Annotated in this window: 4 protein-coding genes; 2 read left to right on the top strand and 2 right to left on the bottom strand. The window is 45.3% G+C overall.

Annotated elements, in window-relative coordinates; translation table 11 throughout:
• Positions 1 to 97: 97 nt before the first annotated feature.
• Positions 98 to 940 (top strand): AraC family transcriptional regulator, encoded by an 843-nt coding sequence (locus AC5ELV_RS25515; RefSeq protein ID WP_493432352.1) that lies wholly within the window; start codon positions 98 to 100, stop codon positions 938 to 940.
• Between the two features lie 166 nt (positions 941 to 1106).
• Here AC5ELV_RS25515 and AC5ELV_RS25510 read toward each other — a convergent pair whose 3' ends face one another.
• The gene (locus tag AC5ELV_RS25510; RefSeq protein ID WP_493432351.1) at positions 1107 to 1994 is read right to left on the bottom strand and encodes a LysR family transcriptional regulator; all 888 of its coding nucleotides are present in this window, start codon (positions 1992 to 1994) and stop codon (positions 1107 to 1109) included.
• Positions 1995 to 2104: 110 nt separating this feature from the next.
• Between AC5ELV_RS25510 and AC5ELV_RS25505 the strand changes: the two genes are divergently transcribed.
• Entirely contained in the window at positions 2105 to 3490 is a 1386-nt protein-coding gene (locus tag AC5ELV_RS25505) for an MFS transporter (RefSeq protein WP_493432350.1), read from the top strand.
• Between the two features lie 278 nt (positions 3491 to 3768).
• Here the strand turns inward: AC5ELV_RS25505 and AC5ELV_RS25500 are convergent.
• Positions 3769 to 14051 (bottom strand): amino acid adenylation domain-containing protein (locus AC5ELV_RS25500; protein WP_493432349.1); only part of this gene is annotated, 10283 nt, incomplete at its 5' end.

Here is a 14051-nt window from a genome sequence, read left to right as displayed (position 1 = left end):
AATCGTATCTATTGTAATATAAGAATAAAAGGTTTAGAATAACTCGATTTTGCTAATTGAATTACTTTTTTGCTAACTTACTCAAGGAGATGGATACATGATTAAAATAGATTGTTATCTTCCTTCGCCCATTTTAAATAAAGGTATGCTGTTTCCCGAATCGTTAGGGCGTTACAAGAACTTCCCTAATCATGGGGAGCGAAGGAATGCAGGATTACTGAAAGAATACAATTTACATATCATTTTTGCAGGCAAAGGCGTTATTGTGCATGATGGGAAGGAAATCGAGCTTACCCCTGGCATGGGCTTTCTTTTCGGCAAGCATGCGACGCAGCAATATCGAACAAAACCCGAGGATCCCTGGGATGTTCGATGGATTCATTTTGACGGGCAAGATGTAGATTCGCTATTACAAGGTCGAAGCATGCACGAACCGTATCTGTTCTCGCTCCACCGGCCAGAACGTTTAAAACCGCTGATGGAAGAAATGTTGCAACTTGCCCAAGCATACCGTCACGACTATGATGTACGGATCTCTTCCCTGCTTTATGAAGTTCTGCTGGAGATCGCCCATCATTCCCACCAAATTTTTGGTGCCTCTCCCGGCGGCACCGTCCATGAGAGGATTCGTCATACGGCAGAATATATTCGTACGCATTGTCGGAACATGCTCGATTTGAAGACAATGGCTGCGACGTCAGGTTATAGCTCCTTTCATTTTAGCCGGCTCTTTCATCAGATCATGGGCAGCACCCCAGCTCAATATTTGCTCCAATGCCGAATAACGCTGGCCAAACATCTCCTTGTATCCACGGCACTTACTGTAAAACAGATTGCACTGGAAACTGGCTTTCATCAAAGTAGCTATTTTATCAAGAGGTTTCGGGAGCAAACAGGCATCACACCGGAGCAGTTTCGCCAGCTAAGAAGGATGGGTTAGTACAATCCAAAACTTTTTCAATAGCTGGGTGTATGTGTATGGCAGCATACAAATGAAATTACAAATTTTACGGTTGAATAAAAGAATAAGCGGCCGCTTAGGACATTTGGTTAACATGTCCTACGCTACCGCTTCTGTTAATGTTTTATTTCGCTTATATATGGGATTAAATTGTCTGTTTGGATATCGATCGGAAATATTCTACAACTACCTCACGGAATTCCAGAGCAGCCCGCGAAATATACCGACTCCTGTGCCATAATAAAGCGATCTCCCGTACCAATTCGTGATTTTCTACTTGGAGATATTTAAGATGTTCCCGTGAATTCCTTGCCGTGCTTGGTATGAAGGCTATGCCAATTTCAGCTTCCACAAGCGTACTAAGCCTTGCAGGTTCATCCCCCTCATACACATATTTAGGTACAAATCCTTCCGATTTGCATACAGAGTCCACTAAATCGCGAGTACCGTAGCCTCTCTTTACACCGACAAACCATTCATCCCTTAGATCTGTCAATGTTACACTGCTTCGATCTGCCAGCCGATGCCCCTTTGGAACAGCTACAAGGATTGGGTCGATAAACACGATCTGGCATTCGATGTCATCTCCCTCTATTGGAGGTGAGGACAAGCAAAAATCGACCTCGCCTCTATGAAGAAGCGTTACCATTTCCTGTGTGGTGAGCATTTGCACATGAAATTGAATATAAGGTCGCTTTTTCCGAAACTCTCGAAGGATATTGGGTAATGTGCTTGCAGTGGTCACCGCTAATTCGAGAGTGCCATGTTCCGGGCTGGATAAATCACTAAGCTCCTGCTTCCCCTGCTCCAATTCAAATAAAGCCCTCTCTGCACGGTGAAGGAATCTACTTCCGAACTCATTCAATCGCAGTTTCCTCCCTGTTCGATCGAATAGAGGAACCCCCAGATCTTCCTCCAGGCGCTGAATCGTTTTGCTCAGCGACGATTGAGTAACGTGCAGACTTCGTGCAGCTTCGGTCACATGTTCCAAACGAGCTACCGTCAAAAAATATTGCAGTTGAAGAAGTTCCATTATGCCCCCCATTCATTCCCTCAAGTCAATGAGATTATAACATCAAATGCGTTGGAATAAATAATCGATTTCAAGTACCATGACATTAATTCGCTATGGGGGGACCAGAAATGAGCGTTCGCAGCTGGTGGTTAATGATATCGGTTGGTCTAGGGATACTATTGAACCCATTAAATTCTTCGATGGTTTCTGTTGCTATTCCAAGTCTTCAAAATGTGTTCCAACTTGACTTTACAGGTGTTTCCTGGATTATTTTTTCTTTCTACATTGCAAGTAGCATCGCTCAACCTGTCATGGGAAAGGCCAGCGATTTATTTGGTCGTAGAAAGATATTTCTTACCGGGCTTGTTGTAGCCTTCATTGCATCATTATTAGCTCCATTATCACCAAATTTCGGGTGGCTCATCGTGTTCCGCATTGTGCAATCCATCGGAACAAGCATGATGGTCGGGGTTGGAATGGCTATTGTTCGAATTCATATTGCAGAGAAACAAGCAACTGCATTGTCTGTTTTGTCCATATTCCTATCTGGAGCAGCAGCAATTGGCCCCTTTATTGGCGGGGTCTTGATTCATTGGTGGGATTGGCCTGCTATCTTTTTCATTAATATTCCGTTTGTAGTGGCCAGCTTTCTATTGGCTTGGAGGAATATTTCTAAGGACGAACTGCCAACATCCGTAACACGCAACATGTCCTTTCGTAAATGGTTTGAATTGATTGATGCATTAGGGATTCTGCTCTTCACAGTGGCTTTGGTTACCCTGCTCGTTGGATTACTCTCAGCAAAATCATCTGGACATATCTCATTAGGAAATGTCATTGTCGGCCTGATAGGTCTCGTTGCGCTGGGGATATTCGTACGACATGAATTAAAAGCGACTTCACCCTTTATTCCTTTACGCACATTCGCCAAGTACCCTGCTATGACTTGGGTGAATGTTGAATTCATGCTCGTTAATATACTATATTACTCGCTCTTTTTCGGGCTTCCGTCCTACTTGCAAATGGTACGCCATGTCAGTGAGTTCCAAACAGGCATTCTCATGCTAAGCTTAGGCTTATGCTCGCTAGTTACTTCTCCAATTGCAGGACAATGGATCGATAAATCAGGACCTAGACCTGCATTACTGGTGTCCGCAATTATGATGACATTGGGGGCATTGTGGCTCGTGACATTGAATCCAACTTCACCGGTTATCAGCGTGTGTTTGGCTTTAGCTGCATTCGGAATTAGCAACGGTTTGAACAATGTAGGTATGCAAGCAGCCCTGTTCCAAAGTTCTCCAAAAGAAATAATCGGTGTAGCATCCGGACTATTTAACACCTCAAGATATCTGGGAACCATTATCTCTTCATTATTGATAGCTATCGTAATGGGAGGTACGTTTAGCTTCAAGGGATTTCAAATGCTAGGGATTATCCTCACGGTAATTGCATTGTCTTTGGTATTCATGAGTCGGCGGCACCGGGAGTCAGCGCAATTGTATGAGTCATAGGTTCACCAAGTTCATATCTCAAACCATTATGCGGTACGGATTATCATGCACCAAATGTCATTTATTTGGCGCAAAGATCTACTACAACAAGTTTTAATTCAGCGACATTGCTACATAAAACTTCGCTACATACAAACCACAAAAGCCGTAAATCTCCGGGGTTATTGGAGACTTGCGGCTTTTGTGGTCTGTTTAGATTGCCCCAAAGCCATTTGAAAGCTTTGGGGCAGTTTTCCTATTTTGAACTCGGAGCTTGTTTTTAATGCCTAAAGTGAAAATTAGGTGGACATTATTCCATTTCCGTCTGTTACTAGTAAGTTCGCTAGCTCTGTTTCCAACATCGCTTTAACGGTTTCTGGATTTTCTTCAAAAGGTAGTTCCAGCGAGATTTGCAATACATTCTCCACATGCTGAACAGTAAAGAAAATGATTGAATCCCGATAGATGTCCCTCTCTTCTGGCTCGATATTTTTAAACAGCTGGTATTTATCCGACGCTTCGCCAAGGTAATTGAAGACAATAGGTAGCTTATTCAGGCTATGCTTCAGATACCGATTAGACTGCGGATACAACGAAGCCATTTCATCATTGTATATGAGATTTAGAAAATTCAGGTTACGCGCTACGGCCAACTGCATACTGTTTCTGATCTCATGCCCATGTTCATCCGCATCTGTAAGCAGTACAGGGATTTGGTCTATAAATTCACCTATAATATCAAAATACTGCTTGTCCTCGTATGCCCGGCCATAATTGGTGAGAAGAATAGGAATCTCGCCTACTTGCAAATATCTGCGGAAAAAGCGGCTAGCTAGCCGTATAGCCAAGTCCCACATGTGTCCGATTGCCTCAGAATCATTCCAATTTGCAAGTTCTACTGTCACATCTGTGCCCGTTGTATGGTTGCGCTCATCAATTGCGAGGACTACAGCATCCGAGGCAGCAGCAAATGTGGACAAGCGAAATTTGTCGACAATCTCTTGATCGCCCATGCCCTGAGGTCCTTTGCGGACCTGACTCACATAATCACGGTAGCTTCCTGCTAATTGCCCTTTTACATTGCTCATATCATCATATGCACGGTACAACTCACTCTTAACGATCTCTCCGCTCATGCCATCATAGATGAGATGTGAACAAGGGAGCAGCAGCAAATGATCCCTTAAATTGAGGCGAACAAGCGCAATACGATATAACAAGTTTCCGGTTGTTTCATAAGGGTTCATAAAGAATGCAGGCAATATATATGAGAGTATACGATTTTGCATCTCTGCACCGTAGTTCGATAAATCTATCATTGGAATGTCCATGCGCTCCTTCATGGACAACATTTCCCATTCCCATCCGACATCCGTTTGGACCAACACACTTCTAAAGAGTTCATGGCGCTCCATCAGGCGTTGCATGACTGCAGATAACCGTTCTACATTCAACAGGTAACTATCAAAAGGAATGACACCTCCTGAGGATTGCGGATGCTCCAAATGATAATGTTGAGCGGGAGCAAGCGCATAGCGTTGTAAAGGCTCTCCTGCCAGCATCGTGCTGTTCCATTGGTCATTCATCCGCAACAGATGTTCCAGCCATTCCTCAGCATGCCGTTTCACAGCTTCATTGTCTACCATCGTATCTGTGTACAGCTTTTCACAGTCAGGTATTTGAGCAGCTGCTTCAAAAGGAAGCAAATGATGTGGATGAAGGTCAGGATGAAGGCGTGACAAAATGACTTCCTTCAGGGCCTCTGCTTGTATAGAATCGAAAGGATCTATGTGCAAAGTTAATTGATCTCGCCCTTCAACAGTTGTTGATTGGAAATGAGCATATACGTCATAAGCCCTTTCGACGATGTCGATTGCCTCGGCAATATCACGTGTTAACATATCCGGCATCGAAGTGTCTGACCGCATATACTCTGACATTTGGCGAATAGTCTGATATTGAAACACCTGATTAATCCCTATTTCAATGCCAACAGCCTGAGCTTGGGAAACCAATTGAATGGCTTTTAGGGAGTGTCCGCCTAAATCAAAATAGTTATCATCAATGCCAACAATACTGGCACCCAGATTCTGTTTCCAAATATCTACCATATGCCGTTCTATGTCGTTTCGCGGGGCTGCATATTCAACACCTGTTTGAATGTCTCCATCCGGCGCAGGAAGCAATTTACGATCAATTTTTCCGTTAGTGGTCAACGGCATCTTCTCCAATTGAACAAAATAGCTTGGCAGCATGTACATCGGCAGATTGGGAACCAACGCTACTTTAAGTTCCTGAATGGTCATATTCCTATCAGCCACAAAATAAGCACATAAATCCTTGTGTCCTGATTCATTCTCACGAGCAATTACCACCGCTTTACGGATCGCAGGCAGGTTCATTATTTGCGCTTCTACTTCTCCAAGTTCAATTCGGTAACCCCGAATTTTTACCTGATGATCCATCCTGCCTATATATTCAATATTTCCGTCTGCCATCCATCGCGCCAAATCTCCTGTGCGGTACATACGTTTTCCTGGTTTGAAGGGGTCGGCTATAAATTTCTCATCTGTCAGCTCACGATTTCCCATATAACCTCGACCTACTCCATCACCACCGATGTAGATTTCGCCTGCAATTCCTATCGGAACCAACTTCCGATTCATATCCATAATATATACGTGCTGGTTAGCCATTGGCTTGCCAATCGGCACTGTATGTGTCCATGCTGTCATCGTCTCCCCGTCAATGTCGTACGCAGTTGTGTCTACGCAGCACTCGGTAGGACCATAAACATTAGTTATTTGCGGACGATATCCGGGCCGGGTGTTCAAAAATGTTTTAACGAGATGACCGGGCAGCGCTTCTGCACCAAAAATAAAATGCTGTACATTCAGATCTGCAACGGAGTCTTTCATTTCCGTCAGCATATGCATGTGTGCCGGTGTACCATCAGTAAAATCAATCCGTTGGGATCTGAAATAGTCAGCCAAACGATGACCATTGGTGCTAATCTCTCTCGGCACCACGTGAAGCGCATGCCCAAGAAGCAGACATGGAAAAATTTGTTTTACTGATGCATCAAATACATACGGCGATAGCCATGCCATCCGCATTGGCGAGTTGTATTTCTCATATACTTGTTGTCTAAATGCAGTTGTCATATTAACGACATTAGAGTGTTGAATCATCACTCCTTTGGGTTTGCCCGTTGTACCTGAGGTATACATCACATAAGCCAAATGGCCAGGATCACATACTTCAACCAAGTTGGAACAGTCTTCTGCGGATAACCTGTGACTGTCAGGTGAAATGACCAACACATCCGACGGTACCTTCGCGGCCATTTCTGGCTTGGCAATCATAAGCTTAATATGGCTGTCTTGTAACATATAGAGCATACGTTCCTGCGGAAACTCAGGATCGATAGGTACATATCCCCCGCCAGCTTTTAAAATACCAAAAATCCCTACAATCATTTCGATAGAGCGTTCCATAATCATTCCGACCAAATGATCTGCCTGGACTCCCTCTGCTCTTAGCACACGAGCCAGTTGATTTGCACGCACATTTAATTCGTTGTATGTGATCTGGCTATCTCCAAAAACTACAGCTATTTGATCCGGAGTCTTCTCTACCTGTTCTTCAAATAATTGATGAATGGTTTTTTCACATGGGTATTTCACCGCGGTATTTCCCCAGACATCTAATATCATTTCGATTTCCTGAGGCGTAATGATCTCAATTTCAGATAGCTTGGTCTGTGGTTCATCTACAACAGCTTTAATCAACTGGATGAAGTGATCGGCCATTCGTTTAATCGTGCTTCTCTTGTACAGGCTATCGGCATATGTGAAGCTGAAAACCAAACTTTCAGAGCTTTCTATGGCCGTGAGTGTCAAATCGAATTTTGCCATATTCTGTTCGCCTGGGCATAGAGTAACCTGCAAGTCTTGGAATTCCGTCGTACCAGAGTCCATGTTATCGAGCTCAAAAAGAGTATCGAACAATGGATTTCGGCTCAGGTCCCTCTGTACATTCAGCTTCTCCACCAGCAGCTCAAACGGATAATCCTGATGCTCAAAGGCGTCAAGCACCTGGTCCTTTACTTCCTCAACATATTCGTAAAATGACTTGTCCCCTTCAGGAAAGCTCCGCAATGCAAGCGTGTTGACAAACATACCGATGACCGGCTGCAAATCATGATGCTGTCTACCTGCAATAGGTGTTCCAACAACGATGTCCTCCTGACCGCTGTACTTGAACAATAGGGTCTTGTAGGCCGCCAGTAATACCATAAATAAGGTAGCTCCCGCCTGCAAACTGATTTCTTTCAAACGGTCCACGTCCTGAGGTGAAATGGCAAAGGAAACGGTGCTGCCCGAAGTGCTACGTGTTGCAGGTCTTTCAAAGTCGACTGGGATACCCAAAATCGGAATGTCGCCGCTCATTTGCTTGAGCCAGTATGCTTCTTGTTTTTCCATCCATGAGCTACCAATATCTCCTTGCTGCCATACCGCATAATCCTTGTATTGAATTCGCAAGGCGGGCAACGTTTTTTCTTCATACAGTGCGGGCAGCTCGTTCAGCAATATACTCATGGATACACCATCTGAAATCACATGATGCATGTCAAACATAAACCAATGACGCTGCGGAGATTCTTGCAACAGAGCAGCTCGAAGTAACGGTGCCTTCCCAAGATCAAAAGGTCTGATAAATTGTCTCATCATAGCTCTTGCTTCGTTCTCGCCGTGTCCCTGCATAACCTCCAAAGTGAAATCGACATGGTCGTGAATCCGTTGTACCAGTTTATCATCAACGAACTCAAAAGAGGTTCGCAATGTATCATGACGCTGAATTAATTGCTTAAGCGCTCTTTCTAATCTTAAAAAATTCAGTTCCCCTTCCATCAAAAGCATGGCAGACATATTGTAATTATTCATGCTGCTCAAAACGTACAGTCTATTTTGAGTTATAGATGCTGGATAACTGTCTCTCAATTCGGCAACAGGAATCGCTGCAAATGGATTGGGAGACAATTCAAGAACAGCCTGCGCCATTTGCTCAATTGTTGGAAAGTCAAATACATAACGCAACGGTAGCTCAATATTCAGTTCTTTGTGAATTTTTGCGGCCAACGCAGTCGCACGAAGTGAATGTCCGCCAATGGCAAAGAAATTATGATGAATTCCAACGGACGGAACGTCGAGTACCTCTCTCCAGATTTGTGCTAACTTCACCTCCATGGCAGTGCGCGGCGCTGCATATTCTGCAGTCAAATCAGCATGTTCCTTGAATGCCGGTAGTGCCTTACGATTAATTTTTCCGTTCGGTGTCAGCGGCATGTTCTGCAGTTGTATAAAATACGACGGTACCATATAGTTCGGCAATTTCTCATTCAGCAAATTCAACATCACACTGCCGCTGATTTCTTTTTCAGCTACGTAGTAAGCGGCCAAATGATAGTCTCCCTGCTGATCTGCACGAGCCATGACAATAGATTCTTTAACACCGTCCACCTTGATAATTTGCGCTTCAATCTCACCGAGCTCAATCCGATACCCGCGGATTTTGACCTGATGGTCAATCCTACCCAAATATTCAATGTTCCCATCTGGCAACCATCGTGCCAAGTCACCTGTACGGTACATTCGCTCATAGCCAGCTTCCTCTGCTGCAAACAGATTGGCTACGAATTTTTCTTTTGTCAGCTCTGGACGGTGCAGATAGCCGCGTGCCAGCCCCGGACCGGATACACACAGCTCACCAGGGACTCCTGCAGGTGAAAGATTTCCGTGTGTATCCACTATATACACGCGGTGATTAGATACTGGCCGTCCGATGGATATGATTCCACCTAACTCAGAATTTTCTTCCGATACCGGCCAAAGAGACGTTGCAACGGAATTTTCGGTAGGACCATACGCATTGTAATAAGCCACCCGGTCCTTCCATTTGGACACCAGTTCTGCGGTAGAGGCCGATCCTGCTGTAAGCAGAACACGCAAATCAGGCATGCGATCCGGGTTCAGGTATACAGCATAGTTTGGCGGCAGCGTTGCAATTGTAATTCTGCAGGCAGCCATGTATTGCTCAAAACGTTCATAATTCAAAATAGTCTCGGAGGAAGGTATATACAATGTCGCTCCGCATAGTAAAGACTGGATTATTTCCGAGCATGACGTATCAAATGAATAACTGGCAAACATGACAACCCGATCGGACAAGCCAATACTCAACTTTTGCTCGAAGTAGGTTTTAAGATTACTAAGACTGTGATGCTCAAGCATTACTCCCTTAGGCTGACCCGTCGTTCCGGACGTATAGATGACATATGCCAGATCGTTTGGACCCGATACAGCCTCCAGATTCGAACCGTTCTGATGATATACGGACAGCATTTCTCTGCGTACATCCGCTTTTCTTGTATCGGAAGCGACTCCGTCCTGTTCACCGTCAAGCAACAGCACCTTGCCTCCAAACAGCACCTTTTCCGTCAGGTGCTGTTGCGTTAACAACAGTTCCGTACCTGAGTCGTCCAGCATGTAGCGGATGCGTTCCTCCGGATAGGTTGGGTCTATCGGGATATATGCTCCCCCCGCCTTCAAAATTCCCAATATGCCCACAATCATATCTACAGAACGCTCTGTCATCAGACTAACCAGACTATCGGCTTTCACACCATAGCTGCGTAAAGTACGGGCCAGACGGTTTGCGCGCTCGTTCAATTCATGGTAGGTCAATTGTTGACCTTCAAAATATACCGCTGTCTGATCCGAAGTCTGCAAAACCTGTTCCTCGAACAGTCCGTGAATTGTTTGTTCACGCGAATACTCTGCCGTGGTATTTCCCCACACCTGGATGATGTGCTCCCGCTCCTGCTTAGTCAACAGATCCATTTCCTCAATTAAACTATCCGGATTCGCTATAATTTGATCCAGCAACTGCAGTAGATGTCCTTGAATCTGCGACACACTCTGATGATCATATACCTGGGCATTGTAGGCAAAATCAATTCGTAGCGTATCTCCCTGAAGTACTATGATGCTTAAATCGTAGCTTTCTTGCTCAGTATTGGCCTCTTCCAAAATAGTCTCAAACACCATTCTATGGCCAAAAAGTGCTAGCTGTTGCACTTTCGTTGTAACCATTTCAGACATTGGCAAATGTTCATATACCGCAGATTCATCGGTTTGCTGCTGCACATTTCTCATCAACCCGATAAAGTTGGCTCCTGATTCGGTTCGAATGCGAACTGGTAAGGTGTGGTTACCCAGTCCAATTGAATGCTTCGATTCCAATATATCTGTCAAAGGACTTGATATGGAGCAAGCGAACACCACATCATCTGTACCGTTATACTTTTGCAATAAAATTCCCCAGGCTGTCTGCAGCAGTGTATTTGTCGTCACCTGCTCATTCAGCGCAATTCGCTGCAGTGCCACCGTTCGTTCAACATCCAAATTAATCTCCAGATGCTCTGTCTGGTATGGACTGCGCCCCATCAGATTGGCATATGGCAATTGAGGTGCTTCTTCATAGCCTTCGAGCAGAGTACTCCAGTAGCGAGAAGCCTTTAGGGTGTTCCTATGTTTTTTTAGAATCCCTTTGTCTTCTTCCGAAATCAGCGTCAATTCGCCCAGCTTAGTATTGGGATTGGCTACAACAGTTTTAACCAACTGTACAAAATGCCTTGCCATGCTTTCTACCGTTTCCCGTTTAAACAAAGATGTAGCGTACAGAAATTGGAGCTGAATAGATGCTTCCTCCTCATTAACTTCAAGCGTCAGGTCGAATTTCGCAGAAACCTGATTTATGTCAAAAGAGCGGAAGAACAACTTGTCCAACTTCACTTCCTTTTTCTCCACATTTTGCAATACAAACATCGTGTCGAACAACGGATTACGGCTCATATCTCTTTGTAGGTCGAGCTTTTCCACCAGCTCCTCAAACGGATAATCCTGATGTGCATATGCTTGCAGTGCACACGTCTTGGCGTCCTCAATGCAGTTATAAAACGTCTGTTCAGCGTGAGGATGATTACGTAATGCGAGCGTGCCGACAAACATACCGAGCATAGGCTCCAGGTCAGCATGCGGTCTACCTGCAATCGGAGTACCGACAATGATGTCTTCCTGCCCTGTGTAATAATGCAGCAATGCTGTGTACGCAGCCATAAGTACCATGTACAGCGTAGAATCCGTATGCACCGCCAGTTCTTTTAAACACTGAGTCAATTCCTGTCCCATTTCAAATTCAACAGCGTCACCTTTCGTACATCGTGTTGCTGGACGCTCAAAATCAGTTGGTAAATCCAGTTGAGGCAAATCACCACTAAATCTATTCAGCCAGTACTCTCCCTGACTCTTTATTCGCTCCTGCTGAGTTTTGCTATGCTGCCACACAGTATAGTCCGTATATTGAATACGCAGCGGAGATAATACTTCACCGCTATATAAGCGGGCAAAATCACCAGCTAATATTTCAATGGATACCCCGTCTGAAACGATGTGGTGCATATCAAGCATCAATAAGTGCTGCGGCTCCTGTCCTTCTTCGTCCAACCCCAATTTGACCAGCTTTACACGTAGCAACGGAGCGATCCTCAAGTCAAATGGGCGCACAAAGGAACGGGCATGTTCTTTTGCTAAATTTTCAAGCATAAGTTCATTGGATTCTGTCCGCAGTTCTGATATTGTGGCATATTCCAACTCAAAGTGAATCGTATCGTGCACCCGCTGCATCGGCACACCATTTACCAGCTCAAAGCTTGTCCGGAGGGACGCATGACGTGAAATTAATTGACGGAATACCTCTTCCACCTGGTTCACATCTATCAGACCAATTACTCTCAGTGCTGATGTGGTGTTATAGCTTATCCCTTCCGGGTCCAGCTGGTGAAGCACATACATCCGTGTCTGTGCGAAAGAAAGCGGGTAAATGTCGCGTTTTTCTGCCACCGGAATGGATGCATATGTGATTTGATCCTGTTCTTCAAGCAAGACCGCCAATTGCTCGATCGTCGGTGCCTCAAATATGTTTTGCAAATCCATCGGCTTGTTTAAATCTTTGCGAACTCTAGAAGTCAGTGTCGTCGCCCGCAGCGAATGACCACCAATTTCAAAGAAATTTTCGGTAATGCCTACTTGCGGTAGACCCAGTACATCCTGCCAGATATCTGCCAATTTTATTTCCATCCACGTTCGCGGTGCAACATGGTCGGCCAAACGAACTTCTGGTATCGGCAGCGCCTTACGGTCAATTTTACCGTTTGGTGTAAGAGGTACGTTCTGCAACTGAATGAAATGTGAAGGGACCATATAATTCGGGAGTTCTTCATTTAACATCTTGCGAAGCTCGCTCCCCGTTACTTCCCGTTCCGCCACATAATAGGCAACGAGTTCGTGTTGGTTTTGGCTATTTGCATGTGCCAGTACGATGACCTCTTGCATGCGATCTGCCTTCAGCATAGTCGCCTCAACTTCGCCTAGTTCAATCCGGTAACCGCGAATTTTGACCTGATGGTCAATCCGACCCAGATACTCAATGTTGCCGTCAGGCATCCATCTCGCCAGGTCGCCTGTCCGATACATGCGTTCATAGCCCGCTTCCCCACCTGTAAACGGATTGGTCACAAATTGTTCAGCCGTTAATTCCGGACGGTGCAGGTATCCGCGTGCCAGTCCTGGACCGGATACGCACAGTTCACCTGGGATTCCTGTCGGTGCAAGTTGCCCATGTGCATCGACCATGTACACACGGTGATTCGGTACAGGACGTCCGATTGAGATGGACTCCCCTGCTTCGGTACTTTCCGGTACAGGCCAGACAGACGTTGCTATGGAATTCTCCGTTGGACCGTAGGCGTTAACATAGGACACACCGTCTCTCCATTTAGTAACCAGCTCAGTGCTGGTCGCCGATCCGGCCGTGAACAGGATTCGTAGTTCCGGCATTCGTTCTGGGCTCAAATATACAGCATAGGTTGGAGGGAGAGTTGCAATTGTAATGTGATGATCCGCCATATACTGCTCAAACTTGTCATAATTGAGAATGGTTTCTGATGTCGGGATACATAAAGTGGCCCCGTTGAAGAGCGCCTGAAGCATTTCCCAGCATGCCGCATCAAAGGAAAAGCTGGCGAACGAAACAACACGGTCGGAACTGCTGATCCGCAATGTCTCCCTGAAATACGTATGCAGATTGCAGAGTCCACGATGCTCGAGCATTACTCCCTTAGGCTGGCCTGTCGTTCCGGATGTATAAATTACATACGCTAGGTTATGAGGACCGGATGTGGCTTCCAGATTCGAACCATCCCTGTGATATGCGGATATAGCTTTTCCTTTTGCCTCAGCTGTGCCTGCATCCGCACTGCTTTCGCCCAGTTCTGCATCCAACAGCAATACCTTGCCCCTAAATTCCACTTTTTCAAGCAAATGCTGCTGCGTTAACAGCAGCTCCGTACCTGAATCGTCCAGCATATAATGGATGCGGTTCTCCGGATAAGTCGGATCGATCGGAATGTAGGCGCCCCCTGCCTTCAAAATACCCATGATGCCGACAATCATGTCAATCG

It is taken from the genome of Paenibacillus sp. NMA1017, assembly GCF_058895805.1.
Note: the sequence above shows the minus strand (reverse complement) of the source record. Positions and strands in the feature narration are given on the sequence as shown.